Annotated in this window: 12 protein-coding genes; 9 read left to right on the forward strand and 3 right to left on the reverse strand. The window is 65.6% G+C overall.

The window, feature by feature from the left end:
* Positions 1–101 precede the first annotated feature (101 nt).
* The 4 genes from KGR00_RS03270 (at position 102) to KGR00_RS03285 (ending at position 3,542) form a co-directional block, all read left to right on the forward strand.
* Positions 102–1,229, forward strand: coding sequence for a hypothetical protein (locus KGR00_RS03270; RefSeq protein WP_224424127.1), 1,128 nt, complete (start codon positions 102–104; stop codon positions 1,227–1,229).
* Between the two features lie 174 nt (positions 1,230–1,403).
* Positions 1,404–2,729, forward strand: a complete 1,326-nt coding sequence (locus KGR00_RS03275) for a DUF6056 family protein (protein ID WP_224424128.1) — start codon at positions 1,404–1,406, stop codon at positions 2,727–2,729.
* A 130-nt stretch (positions 2,730–2,859) separates the two neighbouring features.
* The gene (locus KGR00_RS03280) at positions 2,860–3,156 is read left to right on the forward strand and encodes a type II toxin-antitoxin system RelE/ParE family toxin (protein ID WP_224417674.1); all 297 of its coding nucleotides are present in this window, start codon (positions 2,860–2,862) and stop codon (positions 3,154–3,156) included.
* A gap of 98 nt (positions 3,157–3,254) precedes the next feature.
* A complete protein-coding gene (locus KGR00_RS03285; RefSeq protein ID WP_224417673.1) occupies positions 3,255–3,542 on the forward strand; it encodes a HigA family addiction module antitoxin in 288 nt (95 codons plus the stop codon).
* 261 nt (positions 3,543–3,803) lie between these two features.
* On the opposite strand, the gene KGR00_RS03290 is transcribed toward KGR00_RS03285, so the two are convergent.
* Complete coding sequence (locus tag KGR00_RS03290) at positions 3,804–4,787, reverse strand: glycosyltransferase family 2 protein (protein WP_129139161.1); 984 nt, start codon at positions 4,785–4,787, stop codon at positions 3,804–3,806.
* A complete protein-coding gene (locus KGR00_RS03295; RefSeq protein WP_224424129.1) occupies positions 4,784–5,143 on the reverse strand; it encodes a GtrA family protein in 360 nt (119 codons plus the stop codon). The genes KGR00_RS03290 and KGR00_RS03295 overlap by 4 nt, the downstream gene beginning before the upstream one ends.
* Positions 5,144–5,419: 276 nt before the next feature.
* Here KGR00_RS03295 and KGR00_RS03300 point away from each other — a divergent pair, with 276 nt between their 5' ends.
* The 5 genes from KGR00_RS03300 to KGR00_RS03320 all read left to right on the forward strand — a co-directional run bounded on the left by KGR00_RS03300 (position 5,420) and on the right by KGR00_RS03320 (position 15,598).
* Complete coding sequence (locus KGR00_RS03300) at positions 5,420–6,001, forward strand: hypothetical protein (protein ID WP_224424130.1); 582 nt, start codon at positions 5,420–5,422, stop codon at positions 5,999–6,001.
* Positions 6,002–6,289: 288 nt separating this feature from the next.
* The gene (locus KGR00_RS03305; RefSeq protein ID WP_224424131.1) at positions 6,290–7,846 is read left to right on the forward strand and encodes a trypsin-like serine protease; all 1,557 of its coding nucleotides are present in this window, start codon (positions 6,290–6,292) and stop codon (positions 7,844–7,846) included.
* Between the two features lie 139 nt (positions 7,847–7,985).
* Complete coding sequence (locus KGR00_RS03310) at positions 7,986–10,796, forward strand: esterase-like activity of phytase family protein (RefSeq protein ID WP_224424132.1); 2,811 nt, start codon at positions 7,986–7,988, stop codon at positions 10,794–10,796.
* Positions 10,797–11,027: 231 nt separating this feature from the next.
* Positions 11,028–14,384 (forward strand): calcium-binding protein, encoded by a 3,357-nt coding sequence (locus KGR00_RS03315; RefSeq protein WP_224424133.1) that lies wholly within the window; start codon positions 11,028–11,030, stop codon positions 14,382–14,384.
* Entirely contained in the window at positions 14,375–15,598 is a 1,224-nt protein-coding gene (locus KGR00_RS03320) for a nucleotide disphospho-sugar-binding domain-containing protein (protein WP_224424134.1), read from the forward strand. Before KGR00_RS03315 ends, KGR00_RS03320 begins: the two co-directional genes overlap by 10 nt.
* On the opposite strand, the gene KGR00_RS03325 is transcribed toward KGR00_RS03320, so the two are convergent.
* Positions 15,569–17,983 (reverse strand): tetratricopeptide repeat protein, encoded by a 2,415-nt coding sequence (locus KGR00_RS03325; protein WP_224424135.1) that lies wholly within the window; start codon positions 17,981–17,983, stop codon positions 15,569–15,571. The two genes, KGR00_RS03320 and KGR00_RS03325, sit on opposite strands and share 30 nt — an antisense overlap.
* Positions 17,984–18,029 lie beyond the last annotated feature (46 nt).

Consider the following 18,029-nt stretch of genomic DNA (forward strand, 5'->3'; position numbering starts at 1 on the left):
GCTGATGCATGGACGGTGTCTCGCTGTCGGTCGCCGGCGTTTGGCCAGTGTTCCGCAATACGTGATCGACGAACAATAGTCAGCATCGAGTCGGGGAAGACATGTCATTTTTGGGCTATGAAGAAAAAACGGGCACACACGGCGACGATCATATTTCGGCGGCCGGTTATGTGATCGCTTACGGTCTCGACGGCGACGATACGTTTTTCGCCGAGTCGTATACAGAGCAAAACTTCCTGTTGGGCGGCCGGGGTGACGACGTCTATCGGCTCGAGACTCACGGCATCATGTCGATCATCGACGAGGGCGGGCAAGACCGTATCGATGCGCCGAGCATCGACCTGGATAGCGCGCTGACCTATATCTTCACGCTGGAAGAGCGGTATCTCTGGGTTTATGACAGCGCCACCCGCGGGCAATTCTTCATCAGTGACTGGGAGAGCCAGGAGGGCCGAATCGAGGAGTACCGGGTTGCCGACGGGACCCTGGATTTCTCCCGGTTCCGCGACGAGATCCATGAGAGCCCTGGCTATCAGGGCAATCTCTCGAGTGATGAATTCGCAGATCTGGTTCGCTCTCCCGTGTTCGATACTGACGCTATCGACAGCCTCGTCGAGGGGATGCGCGAGCGCTCGGTCGAGCGAGCCGACGAGATCAAGGGCTTGGACGACGCCTATTATCTGGCCCATAACCCGGATCTGGTCGCGGCAGGTGTCGACCCCGTCGAGCACTACGCGAACTATGGCTGGAAAGAAGGCCGAGCCCCCAATACCTGGTTCGATCGCGATTTCTATCTCGACCAGAACCCGTCGCTGCGCGATTCGGGCGCCATTCCCGTGGAGCAGTATGCGACCTCTGGCTGGCAGGAGGGGCAAGACCCCAACCCCTGGTTCGATGTCGACTGGTATCTCGAGCATAACCGCGATATCGCTGCGGCAGGTATCGAGCCGGTTAGCCATTTCGTCGACCATGGCTGGAAGGAAGGACGCGACCCCAACCCGTGGTTCGATGTCGACTGGTACCTGAGCCAGAACCCGGATATCGCCAGCGCGGGGATCGAGCCGGTGGAGCACTACTGGGATTACGGTTGGCAGGAGGGGCGCCAGCCGTCCGAAGCGTTCGACCCCGGCGCCTATCTGGCGGCCAACCCGGATGTTGCACTGGCCGGCGTCAATCCCCTGGAGCACTGGATGCTCTACGGCCAGGACGAAGGGTGTCTTATCGGCTAGACGCACATGCTGCTTTTTTCTTCGCGCTCGAGAGAGGTGTCCCTTCCCCTCAGGCGCGGGAATGGCCATCATGGCGCTGGTAGTAATAAAGCGTAATGTAGCGTCATCTTGAGTAAGAGCGGTGAGCCGGTGGCCGCTGTGTCGAGTCAAGACGATGCCCGACCAGGGGCGAGTATGCGAGGGTACATCACTCCAGGGCGGACGATACCGTGGCTTGCGGCGTCGTTCGCCCTGGTCGTTTATGGCGTCATCTTCTGGATGGCGCCATTGCAGGGGGAGGATTTCGCTTTCGCGCGGCGCTTCGCGGAAGGTGACTTCGGGGCGCGGCTGGCGTGGATGCTGCAGAAATGGCCGGATCAGTTCCTGCACTGGAATGCCCGGCTGGGCGAGCAGATGACCATCCTCTGGCTGAACGTGCCCCCCTTGGCGTATCTGGTGGCGGCGTGCCTGGCATTCGTCGGCCTGCATGCCCTGGTAGCGGCGCTGTTTCCGCTGCGGCCGGGCTGGCGCCTGCGCCTGGCGTTGTCGGCGGGGCTGACGTTCCTGTTATGGCCGGCATTCGAGGTCTTCTTCTGGAAGACCGCCAATGCCGGCTATCTGCATCCCTTGTTGCTCAATCTGCTGTGCGTGGCCGCCTTCACATCGGCCGCCCGCGTACGCCGGGTGGCCGTTCGTGGTGGCTATTGCGCGGGGCTGTGCCTGGCGGGATTGCTGGCCGGCTTCTCGTTCGAGAACGTGCCCTTGGCGGTGGCCGCGTACATGCTGGTCAGCTGGGCGCTGCTGCCGGATCGTCGGCACCACTGGCGGGCCTTGTTGCCGGTGGCGGCGGTGGTCGTAGGCTGGGTCGCGCTGATGCTGGTGCCGTCCACGGCCTACCGGCGCTCGGTGTATCGCCAGATCTACAGCGTCGGCGACACCGACCTGGCCTACTACCTGGGGCGTGCTTCCGAGGTCTCGCTGACGTTCCTCGAGACCGCCTGGCCGCTGCTGGTCGCCTCGCTGGTGGCGCTGGCGCTGCTGGTTCACTGGCATCGTCGCTCACGGGTGCGCCAGGACCCGCGAGTCTGGTGGCTGATTCTGCCGGCGGTGCTTGTGGTCGGCTCGGTGTCCGCGGCGCCCTATACCGAACCACGCGCCTTCCTGCTGGCCTGGGTGCTGATGCTGGCGATCGTGGTCGAGGCGGCCTATCGGCTGTGGTGTGGCGGCGTCCTGGGGCGGGTGCTGGTGGCCGTCCTTCTGGCGGGGTCGCTGGGCATGGCGCTCAAGACCCTGAGTATCTACCGGGACGTCGCCGCGCAGTTCGACACCCGGGAACAGCGCATTCTCGACCACCTGGGTACCAGCGAATGCGGCAGCAAGCCGGGCTTGACCATCGAGCCGGTGACGCCAGGCTATTCGGCCCGCTATTTCAACGGGCGCGATGCCTGGACGATGCAGAACATGCTGGTCTTCGAGAGCTATTACGGCTGCTGGTTGACGCTCGACGGCGCGGATGGCTGAGCCGGGGACTCGTGGCGCTGGCCGCTGCGGTTCAGGCGCTTGGCGGTGTCGGACCGGCGTCATTTTGACATGCGTAACGTTACGCATTACGCTGTTGATATGCAGAATAGTGCAGGGCCCGAAGAATGCGATGATAAAGAAGATAAAAAACAAGAAACTCAAAGCGCTCTATGAGGGGGGAAACGGCCGAGGCTTGAATCCGAACCATGTAGAAGATCTCGAGGAGATACTGCAGGCCCTGGACGAAGCCACCGCGCCACAGCAAATGGATTTACCAGGCTTCGGTTTCCACGAGTTGAGCGGTGATCGAAGAGGCTACTATTCGGTCCACGTTAATGGTCCTTGGTGCGTGACTTTCACTTTCGATGGTGCTGATGCCGATCAGGTGAACTATGAGCAGTATCACGACAAGAAAGTGAAGCGCTAGAAGGCTGAAAGCGTCACCGGGAGTGTGTTGCGATGCACAGTCCCGGGGCACCGAGCCGGTCCCTAACCCATGTATCGAATCAAGCATGAGGCTTTCTTATGGCGATGAAGAACCCACCGCATCCGGGCAGGATGCTGAGGCGCCGCATCGTACCTGCCCTGAATCTGAGCGTAACGGAGCTGGCCGAGAAACTGGGCATGTCTCGAAACTCCGTGTCCCGCGTGCTGAACGAGCACGCGGCGATCTCTCCGGATTTTGCCGTGCGCCTGGAATTTGGCGGTATTGGCGAGGCTGCGCACTGGCTTCGCATGCAGGCAGCACATGACTTGGCCGAAGCCCAGTCCAAGGCACAGAATCATATTGAGCGGTTCGTAACTCCAGCCTGACCCGCCTGAACAGCGAAGCCGCATCGAGTAAGGCCATAGCGTATGGTGACGCTGGGGCCTTCTTGCCAGGCAAGCTGTTCCGGCAGGCACGGGAGTCGAGCTTCGTGTCGGGGCCTCGTTGCAAGGCTCGATACCGGGTGACTGCGAATGCGGCAGCAAGCCGGGCTTGACCATCGAGCCGGTGACGCCAGGCTATCCGGCTCGCTATTTTAACGCGCGCGATGCCTGGACGATGCAGAACATGCTGGTCTTCGAGAGCTATTACGGCTGCTGGTTGACGCTCGACGGCGCGGATGGCTGAGCCGGGGACTCGTGGCGCTGGCCGCCGCGGGTCAGGCGCTTGACGATGTAGCGCGGGCGCTGCTTGCTCTCCATGTAGATGCGGCCGATGTATTCGCCGAGCACGCCGATGCCCATGAGCTGGACGCCGCCCAGGAAGAGGATCGCCGTCATCAGCGAGGGGTAGCCCGGCACCGGGTTGCCCCAGGCCAGCTTGTCGATGATCAGCCAGGCGGCATAGGCGAAGGCGAAGGCGGCGACGCCGAAGCCCAGATAGGTCCAGATGCGCAGCGGTACGGTCGAGAACGAGGTGATCCCTTCAAGGGCCAGGTTCCAGAGCTTCCAGCCGTTGAACTTGCTCTTGCCGGCCGAACGTTCCACACGGGTGTATTCGACGACGGCGGTTTCGAAACCCACCCAACTGAGAATGCCCTTCATGAACAGCTTGCGTTCCGGCATGCGGATGATGGCGTCCACCACGCGCCGTGACATCAGCCGGAAGTCGCCGACGTTTTCCTCGATGGTGGTCTCGCTGATCCAGTTGTTGAGCTTGTAGAACCATTCGGCGGAGCGCCGCTTGAGGTAGCCGTCGCTGCCCCGGTCGCTGCGCTTGGCCAGCACCACGTCGTAACCTTCCTGCCATTTCTCGATCAACTGTGGGATCACCTCGATGGGGTCCTGAAGGTCCACGTCGATGGGGATCACCGCATCGCCCCGGGCGTGTTCCAGGCCGGCGAACAGGGCGGGTTCCTTGCCGAAGTTGCGCGAGAAGTCGATGCTCGTGACCAGGGGGTCGGAAATGGCCAGCGCGGCGATGATCTCGGCGGTACGGTCGCGGCTGCCGTCATTGACGAACAGGATCTCGATGCTGTGCGCCGCGAGCGCCGGATGCTCGCGCACCCGCTGGTAGAACAGGGCGATGGTGTCTTCCTCGTTGAAGACCGGCACGACGAGTGAAAGATTCACGAGTGACTCCTGAACACGCAGAAACGGGAATAGACGAAGCCCAGCACCAGGCTGAGGGCCGAGAAACCGATCAGCGTGACGATCGGTGGCAGGGCGACCAGGTCGGCGAGCTTGCCGACCAGCCAGCTCAACAGCCCCATGAAGGCGACGAAGGCGGCATAGCGCCGGGCCGAGGCGTCGGAGCGGAAGGTCCAGCGGGCATTGGCGAAGAACGAGAACGTCACCGCGACGGCAAAGGCGATCAGATTGCTCAGCGACTGGCTGTCCAGCCAGTGGTAGGCGAGGGCGAAGATCGACCAGTGCAGCAGGGTGTTGATCACGCCGACCGAGGCGTAGCGGGAAAACAGCTTGAGCATGACGAGGGCATTGACCGTGTGGCGAGCGGCGGGGCGTGCCGCCGATAAAATCGCCTCAGTCTACAGGGCCGGCCGGCCGAGATAAACGCTGCCGTCGTGGGCGTCACGATTGCCATCGGTGCGGCGATGGGCATACTGACGACTCCGACATACGAAACTATCAACGTCGCCAGCGAGGCAGGCATGACTATCGTCACATACTATACGCAGATCGGCGCTCTGGGCTTGTATACTCTTTGTGACGATAGTTTAGCAAGCTGATATCTAGGAGGTTACATGGCTTACTGGAATGATCCTCGAGTCAGGATTTTGAGGAAGTACGGGATTCTTATCGATGCAGAGCCTGAGGTGCTGGATAGCCTCCCGGGAAAACTGCCGCCAGTAGATGGCGATATGACATTTAATAAGTGGAAATTGAGTGTTTTTGGTGAAGCCGTCGATGTGGGAATCTTCTCACTGGAGTGGCCTTACGGAAATACCAAGATGAAAACCCTGAGCGGTTGGGGTGGAGAATACGTCAAGGAGGTGCTCAATCACCAAACAAAACTCACCAGGCAGCGCAAGCAGGAAGAGTTGGAGGCATTGCAACTGGAGCTTGCCGAAGCAGCGGGCCAGGCTCATGTGCCCAAGGGGCTGCTGGAAGAACAGGTGGATGATCTGGAGGATACCCTGCAACCATCGGTCAAGGAGTTCTTCGCTCGCGAGCTGAAAAACGTGGAGGATGATGTCTCTGTTCAACAATTACTGCAGAAGATGCTCTTGTTCATGAACTCGGCAGCAGCGGGTTTTGCACAATGCCAACAGCAGGTGGAGACGCTGCAGAAACGGTTGGATGGAATGGATCCAGATGAGGGCTGATACGTGGTCGGCGCTCTCAAGGATTGCCCGTCGTCTAGACTTCTGTCATCGGCCATGTGTGAGTTACCTTACCGCTTACCAAGGTTCCCTTTGTAGCAAGGAAATATCACGTCACTGACGTAATGCTGAACCAGCGTTGCAAATGGCCGACTCATCGCGAACAAGTTCGCTCCCACAGCCCGATACCGATAAGCTTGCGCCTGCAGATATTGCCTTGCCATCGATGCTCCGATGGGCATACTGACGACTCTGACATACGAAACTATCAACGTCGCCAGCGAGGCAGGCATGACTACCGTCACACGCTATACGAACAGTTTCACGTCAACTCCCGGGGATGGCTATGACGGCGTCGGCGAGGTACTGACCAGCGCTGCCCTGGGCACCGGCACCCTGCTCGCCAATGGGCGGGCGGTGCTCACCGCCGCGCACGTGGTCGAGAACAACGTCGGCCCAATCCGCGTGGATTTCACCGGCGTCGACGGCGCTTACTCCGCGACGGTCTCGGACTACTGGATCAATCCCGGTTATTCGACGACGGGGTATCGCGACGACCTGGCGCTGCTGTGGCTGGACGAGACCGCGCCGGCGTCCATTCCGCGCTATGAACTCTACCGGGACCAGGACGAGCTGGGCCGGGTCGCCACCCTGGTGGGCTATGGGGCCACCGGCTCCGGTTACCTGGGCTACGACAGCGATTCCGGCGGGCAGCGCTCCGTGGTGCAGAACCGCCTGGAAACCACCTGGGATGCGGTCGACGATGCCCTCTACGGCAATAGCTGGTACACGCCCCCCGGTTCGCAGTTGGTCGCCGACTTCGACAGCGGCAGCGCCCGTTACGACACCCTGGGCAACCTGATGGGCCTCGACGATACCGGGCTGGGGTCCGTCGAGGGCATGATCGCGCCCGGCGACAGTGGCGGGCCGGCCTTCATCGACGGCAAGCTGGCCGGGGTGGCGAGCTACTCGGCCTCGCTGATCGGCGCTTACGGTCAGTCGCTGGATGCCACCGACGACATCGACAGCAGCTACGGCGAGGTGGGTGCCTGGCAGCGGGTCAGTCATTACCAGGACTGGATCGATAGCACGCTGGCCGGCGTCTCCGACACGTGGCGGGGCGATTACTATGAAAATACTGTCACCATCATGGGCAGCCCGGGGCCCGATCTGCTCGAGGGTTACGGGTTCGATGATGAACTGAGCGGCGCCGGCGGCAACGACCGCCTGTATGGCAAGGCGGGGGACGACCGCCTGGACGGCGGTGCCGGGGTGGATGTCGCGCGTTTCGACGTGCGTGCCGACGAGGCGAGCCTGGCCCAGGGCGGCGACGACTCGCTGGTCGTCGCGTCCGAGGCGTCCGGCCGGGATACCCTGACCGACATCGAGCTGCTGCGCTTCGACGATCGGATCCTGCTGACCGAGGCTCCCGGCCTGAGCGGCCCGGCGGATCTGGTGTTCGACGAACGGCTCTATCTGGATGCCAATCCGGACATCGCCGCCGCCGCGGCGCGGGGCGAGATCACCGCGCTCGATCACTACCGGGACTACGGCGCTCACGAGGGTCGCGACCCCAATGCGCTGTTCGACGAGCGCGGCTACCGCGCGGCCAACCCGGACGTCGACGCGGCGATCCAGCGCGGCGAGCTGGACAGCGGCTATCAGCACTACCAGGCCTGGGGCTGGCAGGAAGGGCGCGACCCCTCGGCATGGTTCGATCTGGACGCCTATTTCGACGCCAACCCGGACATCGCCCAGGCCGGCGTCGAGCCGCTGGGCCACTACCTGCGCTACGGCTACGACGAAGGCCGGGTGATCCCCACCGCCGATGATGGGATGTGGGGGTGAGCCATGGGGTGCCCGCTCTCGGCGGGCGCCCCGGCTCGGGTCAGGGCCGATCACCAAGCCGTGATGCTTTCGACATGAGTCCGTCATGTGCAATTGACAGAGTAGCGACCGAAGTCCTTCCACCCGAGGAGATGCCAGCATGCCGGTCGATACCCTGTCCATGGCCAACGAGAATGTCGTTCGCGTCGCCACGTACAATGCCTCGCTGAATCGCGCCAGCGAGGGAGAATTGCTCACCGATCTTTCCACTGCGGACGATGCCCAGGCACAGCGGGTTGCCGAGGTCATCCAGCGCACCCGCCCCGATATTCTGCTGATCAACGAGTTCGATTATTCGCCGCAGGCGGTCGAGGCGTTCAAGGCCAACTATCTCGGTGTCGCGCAGAACGGCCAGGCGCCGGTCGATTACGCCTATAGCTTCAGCGCGCCGGTCAATACCGGTGTCGCCTCGGGTGTCGATTTGAACGGTGATGGCCAGGTGGTGACCCAGCCCGGTGCCGAGGGCTACGCCGACGACGCCCTGGGCTTCGGCCAGTTCCCCGGCCAGTACGGCATGCTGGTCTTGTCACGCTACCCCATCGACGAGTCGGCGGTGCGCACCTTCCGCGACTTTCTGTGGAAGGACATGCCCGGCGCGCGCTTGCCCGACGATCCGCAGACGGCGGCACCGGGTGATTACTACTCGCCGGAAGCCCTCGACGTGCTGCCGCTATCGTCGAAGAGTCACTGGGACGTGCCGATCCAGGTCGACGGCGAGACCCTGCATCTGCTGGCCTCGCACCCCACGCCGCCGACCTTCGATGGCGCCGAGGATCGCAACGGCCTGCGCAACGCCGACGAGATTCGTTTCTGGTCCGACTATGTCAGCCCGGGCAAGGGCGACTATATCGTCGATGATCAGGGGCAGGCCGGAGGGCTCGCCGGGGATGCCCGCTTCGTGGTGGTGGGCGATCAGAACGTCGACCCGCTGGATGGCGACAGCCTCGACGGTAGCGCCCAGCAACTGCTCGATAATGCCCGCATCGCGGCCGGGTTGGCACCGCAGAGCGAGGGCGCGGTGGTGGCTGCCCAGGAACAAGGTGGCGCCAATGCCGACCAGCAGGGCGACCCTGCTTACGACACGGCCGATTTCAATGACCAGGCGCCGGGCAACCTGCGCGTGGACTATGTACTGCCGTCGCAGGCGGGGCTGACCCGGCTCGATGGTGGCGTCTTCTGGCCCGAGCCGGGTCAGCCGGGCAGTGCCGCGGTTGAGGCTTCCGACCATCGGCTGGTGTATGCCGATCTCGCCTTGACCGATGAGACGCCACGTGTCGCCGGCGCGGATTTCCTTGGCCTGGTGGCGCTGCCTGATGGCCTGACGTTCCAGCAGACCCCGCTGGGGGGCCTTTCCGGGCTGACCCGGGATGGCAGTGGCGGCTATCTGGCGATCTCCGACGACCGCTCCGACCTGGCCCCGGCGCGCTTCTACAGCCTGCGGCTCGACCTCGACGATGGCCGGCTCGACGACGGTGGCGTGCGGTTCACCGACGTCACCACGCTGTGGCAGGCGCAGGGCGAGGCCTTCGCCAGCGGCACCATCGATCCCGAGGGGATCGCCTATGGCGACGATGGCACGCTGTTCATCTCGTCCGAGGGTGACAGCGACCAGGGAATTGCGCCTTTCGTGGGGCATTTCGGCCGCGATGGCCAACTGCTGTCCATGCTGGAGATGCCCGCGGCGCTGGTTCCCGATGGCAGCGGCGAGTCTGGCGTGCGCAACAACCTGGCGCTGGAAAGCCTGACGCTGACGCCGGACGGCGAGACGCTGTTCACCGCCACCGAGAACGCACTGGTTCAGGATGGCCCCGGGCCCGGCATCGACAGCGGCAGCCCGTCGCGCATTCTGCAGTACGACGTCCACAGCGGTGAGGTCGAACACCAGTATGTCTATCCGACGGAGCCGGGCAATTTCGGTCTGGTGGAGATGCTGGCGCTGGATGACGGCCATCTGTTGGCCCTGGAGCGCAACTACTTCGCCGATGTCGGCAATACCATTCGTCTCTATGAAATCGACCTCGGCGCGGCCACCGATATCAATGGCGTGGAGAGCCTCGAGGAGACGTCAGGCGTACGCCCGGTCGACAAGCGTCTGGTGGCGGATCTCGGGGAGCTGGGCATCGACCCGGACAACGTCGAGGGCATGTCGCTGGGGCCGCGCCTGGCGGATGGCCGCCAGAGCTTGATACTGGTTTCCGACAACAATTTCAACGACAGCCAGGACACGCAGTTCATCGCCCTGGGCTTGACGCTCAACGAGCAGGCGACCGGCGGCGCAGGTAGCGACCGTTTCGTCGCCGGCCCGGGGGCGGATCGCCTGGTGGGTGGCGCCGGTGTCGATGTGGTGCGCTTCAGCGGCGACGCGGCGGCGGCGAGCATCGCGCACGCCGACGATGGCAGCCTGACGGTGACCTCGGAACTCGGTGGCACGGACAGCCTCTCCGGCATCGAGCTGCTGCGCTTCGACGATCGGGTGTTGCTGGCCGAGGCGCCCAGCCTCAGCGGCCCGGCGGATCTGGCCTTCGACGAACGGCTCTATCTGGATGCCAATCCGGACATCGCCGCGGCGGCGGCGCGGGGCGAGGTCACCGCGCTCGATCACTACCGGGACTACGGCGCTCACGAGGGGCGCGACCCCAATGCGTTGTTCGACGAGCGCGGCTACCGCGCGGCCAACCCGGACGTCGACGCGGCGATCCAGCGCGGCGAGCTGGACAGCGGCTACCAGCACTATCAGGCGTGGGGTTGGCAGGAGGGGCGCGATCCGTCGGCGTGGTTCGATCTGGACGCCTATTTCGACGCCAACCCGGACATCGCTGAGGCCGGCGTGGAGCCGCTGGGCCACTACCTGCGCTACGGCTACGACGAGGGCCGGGTGATCCCCACCGCCGATGACGGGATGTGGGGGTGAGATCAGAATCGTCCGGCGGGTAGTGTGATATCAGCACACGGTATTTCAACGCCATTGTCTCAATGAATGCCGTCGTGGGCCGATAGAAGAGGCGTAGCCCGTGCTTTCGAGGTGGGTCATTGCCTCGACCTACGGGGCCGGTTCATCGCGGGATGAGCCGATTTCAGGGCGCGTGTGCCGGTGCGGGTGGCCGGGCACGCGCCTCAACGACTCTATCGGGATAACGACACAATGGCTCCTCCGACTGGCACCACCGGCAATGACACCCTGACCGGCTCGGCCGGCAACGACTCCCTGTTCGGCGACGCCGGCGACGATCTCTTCGTCTTCCCCGGCAGCAACACGTTCAACGCCGACGACACCATCGACGGGGGAGACGGCACGGACACGCTGGATATCAGCGGCGCCCAGGGGACCGTGGACTTTACCGCCACCACGCTGACTCATGTCGAGATCGTCAAGGTGGCGGGAATTTCGACGACGCGGTTCAACGCGGTCGATGCCACCGTGGCGGCCGGCGAGACGCTGACCGTGGACGCCTCGGGCATGACCGCCACCTTTATCTGGGATGGCTACAGTGAGACGGATGGCCAATTCCACCTCATCGGCGGTGACGTCAACGATACGCTCTACGGGGGCGATGGCAACGATACCCTGAGCGGGGCGGAGGGCAATGACTTCCTCTACGGCGATGATGGCGACGACGTGCTGTATGGCAATGCCGGCAACGATGGCCTCAGTGGCGGCAAGGGCAACGACACGATCTGGGGCGGCACCGGTAACGATACCTTCATCGCGTCCGATGGCGACGACGTGTTGTGGGGTGGCGATGGCAAAGACTGGATGTGGGGGCAGAACGACAACGATACCCTTTACGGTGGCGCCGGCGGCGACACTCTGAGTGGCAATGGCGGCAACGACTGGCTGTGGGGTGAGGCCGACGACGATACCCTGAGCGGCGGGAGTGGCGATGACGTGCTCTGGGGCGGGGAGGGCAATGACAGGCTGATGGGCGAGGCGGGCAGCGATGTCCTCCATGGCGGCGCGGGGCAGGATACCTTTTATGACAGCGTGTCGGGATTCGATGGCGATACCCTCGGTGACTTCTCCGAGGAGGACGTCATCGTCGTTACCAATGTCGACCTGTCGGCCCTCGATGGCACGACGGCCGGCGAGACTCTCGACCTGGGAGGCGGCGCCAGCCTGACCCTGACCGGCATCACTGCCGATAGCGGCACCTTCGTCGCCAGCTACGATGGCTTCCACACCACCATTACCCTCGATCCGGTAGTGTCGTTGACGCTTGACGTCGATGCGCCCGCTTTCACCGCCGGTGACGACACCGTCGTGGCCCGTGCCGTCGGCGTGCTCAACACCACGGATACCCTGAACGGCGGCGCGGGCAACGACACGCTGACGCTGGCGGCGGCGCAGACAGTCACGCTGGGTGCCGCGACCCTCACGCAGTTCGAGAACATCGTCGTCAAAGATGGTGTGCAGGCCATCGTCAGCCACGATGCCACGGTGGCGGCGGGCGAGACACTGACCGTGGATGCTTCGGCCAGCGACGCGGCCCTGACCTGGGACGGGCGCGCCGAGACCGATGGTACCTTCGCACTCATCGGCGGCGGTGCAGGCGACGCTCTGACCGGTGGCGCTGGCGCGGACACCCTGCGCGGCGGTGCTGGGGCCGATACCCTGGCCGGCGGGGCGGGCAAGGACACCTTCCAGGGCTCGGTCGCGGAGCTCGATGGCGATACCCTGGCCGACTTCTCGGTGGCCGATGTCATCATCGTCGTCGACAGCGATCTGTCGGCCCTGGATGGCGCGACGGCCGGCGGCACGCTCGATCTGGGTAACGGCGCCAGTCTGACCCTGAATGGCCTCGGTGCCGGCAGCGGGCGCTTCGCCGCCAGCTATGACGACGTGGAAAACGCCACGCGCATCACACTCGTTGCGCCGACTCCCGGTGGCGGCTCCAAGGACGAAGCGCCGGACGACGACCTCTTCCAGGGCAACGATGGTTCCGTGGTGGACGATGCCGTCGACACCGGCCTCGAACCGACCGACGACTATCTCGATACCACCATCGACGGCGTTCGCGCGCTGCGCACCACAACACAGGATCGCTACAGCGGCGAGACGGTCGAGGTGATCGCAGTGAATGCCGCCGACGACTCGCGCCTCGATGACGACCCCACCAGCGAGGGCGTCGATGTCACCCTGGGGAGTGTCGGCGTCAGCCTTCTCGACGGCAGTGGCCTGCTGATGACCCAGCGCGAGAGTGACACGGTCGGATCTCTCGTCGATCGTGTGCTGGGCGGTGCGTTCGACGCTCAGGATCGCGCCGATCGCGATGCTTTCCTGAGCGATATCGTCGGCACGACGCCGGTCACCCAGGTGACACCCGTCTCCAGTACGGGCTCGCAGCGGATGGTCATCGACAATACCGCTTCCGACACGGGGCTGCTTGTCGTCGATGCCCGTCGGTTCGGCGGTGACGACGCCGATATCACCATCAATGGCCGCGGCCACCTGGTGATCCGGGGCCCGGGCTTTTTTCATGGTGACGATACCGTCGTCGGTGGTAGTGGTTTCGACGACATCGACAACGTGCTGGGTGACGACAGCGCTCAAACGCTGTTCTTCGGCCCCGGCGACGACATCGACAACGTGCTGGGTGACGACAGCGCTCAGACGCTGTTCTTCGGCCCCGGTGACGACATCATTCGCGGCCAGGGTGGCGACGACGTGGTGGCCTCCGACGGCGGCAAGGACCTGCTGTTCGGCGGGCGCGGCAACGACACGGTCTCGGGCGGCGTCGACGACGACCGCCTGGTGGGCGGCAGCGGCAACGACACCCTGGACGGCGGTTCCGGGGTCGACGTGGCGCGCTTCACCCTCGACCGCGATCAGGTCACGCTGACCCGCGACGCCGAGGGCCGCCTGGTGGTGAGCGAGGCGAACGGCGAGCACGACACCCTGAGCGGGGTCGAGCTGCTGCGCTTCGACGACCGGGTCGAACTGGTCGCGGCGCCGTCGCTGGTCACGGCGAGCGGCTTCGACGAGGCCTTCTACCTGGCCGACAACCCCGACGTGGCGGCGGCGGTGTCCCGTGGCGACTTCGCCAGCGGCTACGAGCACTATGAACGCTACGGCGCCGACGAAGGGCGCGAGGGCAACGCCGGGGTGACCGGCTTCGACGAGGCCTTCTATCTGTCGCAGAACGCCGATGTCGCCGCCGCCGTGGCGCGGGGCGAGATCACCGCGCTCGATCACTACCGCGACTACGGCGCCCACGAGGGCCGCGACCCGAACGCGCTGTTCGACGAACGCGTCTACCGCGCGGCCAACCCGGACGTCGACGCGGCGATCCAGCGTGGCGAGCTGGACAGCGGCTACCAGCATTACCAGGCCTGGGGCTGGCAGGAGGGGCGCGATCCGTCGGCTTGGTTCGATCTGGATACCTACCTCGAAACCAATCCGGACATCGCCGAGGCCGGCGTGGAGCCGCTGGGGCATTACCTGCGGCATGGTTACGACGAGGGCCGGGTGGTGACGGCCGCCGACGATGGCCTGTGGGGCTGAGCGAGGCGAATCGACGTCCGGACCGCGACGGGGTGCCCGGTGGCGGGCGACGGGTGTTGCTGGCCTGGGAGATGGGGGAAGGACTGGGGCATGCCCGGCGATTGCTGACGATCGCCGAGGCGCTGCTCGCCATGGGCTGGCGGCCCGTAGTCGCGGCGCGTGAGCCCGCTGCTCTGGCGGCGCACTACAGGGCGGTGGGGATCGAAGTGATCGCCGCCCCCGCGCATCGCAGTTGCTTCCCTGGGCCGGGGCGGTTTCGTGCCGCCACCTATGCCGATGTCATGGGGGTCTGCGGTTATGCCGACCGCGAGCAATTGGCGATGCGGGTCGCGGCCTGGGAGTCGCTGCTCGATGCCTGGGCGCCGGCGGTGGTCATCGCCGACTATGCGCCGTTGCTTTCCCTGGCGGCCTTCGGGCGTTGCCCGCTGATCGCTGTCGGCGATGGTTTCGTGACGCCGCCGGCCATGCCGGATGGCGGTTTCCCGCCGCTCGATGTCGCCATGTCCCCGGTGTGGGATCCGGCGCTGTTGCTGGCTTCGGCCCGGGCGGTCCAGGTTGCTCGGGGGTTGCCATGCCCGGAGACGCTGGCGGAAATCGTCACCGGGCTCGGGCAAGTCGTGATGCTGCCGCCGGAGCTGGATATCTATCATGCACAGCGTTCGTCCTGCGCCGACGGGCCCTGGTGTCGTCCCGATCCGCCCCAGTCCATGCCATACGGCCGTCGGGTATTCGCCTACCTGCGCCCCGGCGATCCCCTGGCGCGGCGTGTCCTGGTGGCATTGACCGATTGCGCCGATGGCGTGGCCGGGTATTTCCCCGACGCGACACCGGACTGGCTCGCCGAGGCGGCCCGGCATGGCGTGGTCGTGCACAAGACGCCGCCGCCGCTGTCTCGGGTGCTCGGCGATACCTCGCTGCTTGTCCATCACGGCGGCATCGGTTCGATGACGGAAGCGGCGCTGGCCGGGCGGCCGCAGTTGCTGTTGCCGCGTCACCGCGAGCAGCGGCTCAATGCGCGGCGTGCCCTCGAGGCGCTGCCCGGTGCGTTCGTGGTCAAGGCCGATGCCGAGCTGGCCGGGCTGCGTCGACGCCTGCCAGGCCTGCTGGACGATGAACGGCCGGCACGGGCCGCCCACGCCATGGCGATGCGCCTGGCGCGCCGGGAGGCGACCGCGAGAGGGGCGCTAGACGCGCTGCTGGCAGTGCTCCCGTAGGGCATTCGCGACGCGCGCGACGACCTCCGCCCAGTCGCCGGCGGCCGATTGGCGGAACAGGCGCAGCGAGGGGTACCAGGGGGTGTCGGTGCGTTCCGTCATCCAGCGCCAGTCGGGACGGTGGCTGAGTACCACCCAGCAGGGGCGGTTCAGTAGCCCGGCCATGTGAACGACGGAGGTGCAGGAGGTGATCACCAGGTCGCAGCTTTCCAGCACCGCCAGGGTGTCCAGCACGTGGCGTCCCGCGGTGTCGAGCGGGCCGCCGATATCGACCAGTTGGCCGTCGAGTGCCAGTTCGCCGATCTCGTGCCGGCCGCGCCCGGTTTGCAGCGCGACGAAGCGCGGTCCTTCCACGTCCAATAGCGGTGCCATCGCCGCCAGGCCCGGGGAACGGCTGGCGTCGTTGGCGAAGTCGGGGTTGCCGCGCCAGCACAGGCCGACCACGGGGCGTCTGACGTCGTCGTCGCGTATCCGCGAACGCCAGCGGGCCACTCGCGTCGCGTCGACCGGCCGATGGTCGGTGGGGTTGGGTGGGGGCAATTGCCCGGGGCTTGTGATTCCCAGGCGCGCGGGCAGCGACATCAGGGCGACCCAGGCGTCCGAATGCGGCAAGGGGCCGCTCCAGTCGACGGCGTCGATATCGGGGAGGAGGTGCCGCACCACGGGAAGCGTGGCCGGCTTGCCGGCGAATACCACGCGGCCGTTCTGGCGTGGCACGTCGGCGAGAAAACGCAGGAACTGCAGAGTGTCGCCAAGCCCTTGTTCGTCGACGACCAGCAGGGTCCGCGTGCCGAGTGGTTCACCGTTCCAGCGGGGTTTCGAGGGATGCGGTGCGCGCAGCCCGAGAGCGGCGTGGCGATGCTCGAAATGCGGCCAGGCGGCTGCGTAGCGGCCCAGCAGCAGCAACGTGAAGGCCAGTTCCCAGTGAGTGAGCGGGGCGGGCTCGCTGGCCAGCGCTCGCCGCAGACAGTCGACGGCGTCCTCCGGCCGGCCGGCGAGGCGCAGCAGCGTGCCCAGGCTCCGCCAGGCCCGGGCGTGGGAGGGCAGGGCGTTGACGATATGCCGGAAATCGGCCTCGGCGCCGGCCAGATCGCCCTGGTCGCGCCGGGCATTGCCGCGATCGCCGCGTGCCGCGATGTGCCCCGGGGCATGGCGAAGGATCCCGTCGTAGATCGCTTCCGCCTCGGCCAGGCGCCCCGCCTTGTGCAGGGTCAGCCCCCAGGCGTAGCGCTCGGAGAGGGTCGTTGGTGGCGTCGGTTCGCCGTCGGTGGCCCGCTCGATGGCGGCCAGCAGACGGTCGTGACGCCGAGCATGCGAGCGTTCGGCGGCGAAGCCCGCCGCGGCCTGGCTCTGTCGCTCGGCTTCCTCGGGGTGTTCGAGGGCGTGCTCCAGGGCGTTCAGCAGGGCATCCTCCATGCCGGCGCGTGCCGACGCCGGCGGCATGGAACCGGCCAGCACCGCGGGCCAGGGGGCCTTCATCAGGTGCGCGTGTTCGCCGATGAGATCGAGGTGACCGCCGGTACCGGTCAGCACGCAGGGCAGGCCGCAGGCCATGGCCGCCAGCGCGAGCGGGTCGCCATCGTCGTTGCGACGCGCGGGAAAAACCGCCAGGTGGCATTCGCGCAGCAGGGCCGGTAGTTGATCGAGAGTAGCGTCGCGGGCATCGATCACGGCGTCGGGCGGGATGCCGTGGCGGGCCAGTTGGGCTGACGCGGCGTCGCTGTCGTCGGTCGTTCGGGAACGGGCTGGAGCGATCGGGGTGTCATATGGTGGCGGCGTGTCGAGGCGCACCAGCAGGGCCTGTGAATGGCGATGCCGAAAGCGTGCGAAGGCCGCCAGCAGGATGTCGAGTCCGTCGTGTTCGTCCGGGGACGTACCGGCCAGGACCACGAAGCGGTCGGGGAAGAGGCCGACGCGCGGCGCGGGATGGAACCGGCCGGTATCGACACCGGGGGGCAGGGCGATGACGTTGTTCAGGCCGGCATCACGCAGCGCCCATGCCGTCCACGATGTCGCGGTGACGATGAGCCGGGCATGGGCGAGCCGGCGCCATGTCGCCGCCGATGATTTGCCGGGATGACCTTCGAACAGGACGATGGCGGGCGCGTCCGTGGTAGCGTCGTCGGCGGAGGCCGGTGCCTCGTCGTCGCCGAGCAGGTGAAGCACGGGAAAGGTGGCCTGGTCCGGATCGTACCCGGTTGCATTGGCTGTCATGATTGCGCGCAGCCGGTGGCGGCGCAGCGGGTCGAGCACCTGACAGTCGAGGGGGGCGAAGGGGTAGGGGCGAATGCCGTGCGCCTCGATGGCCAGCAGCAGATCCACCCGCGCTTCGTAGGCCCATGGCGTGGTCGGTGGCCGTCGCCAATGAATACCGAGCCGTTTCATCGTGCCGTTCGACCCGTGTCGGACGGCGCCAGGCATCCAGGGGAGG

Origin of the sequence: Modicisalibacter sp. MOD 31.J (assembly GCF_020147985.1) — a bacterium.
Lineage (GTDB): Bacteria > Pseudomonadota > Gammaproteobacteria > Pseudomonadales > Halomonadaceae > Modicisalibacter > Modicisalibacter coralii.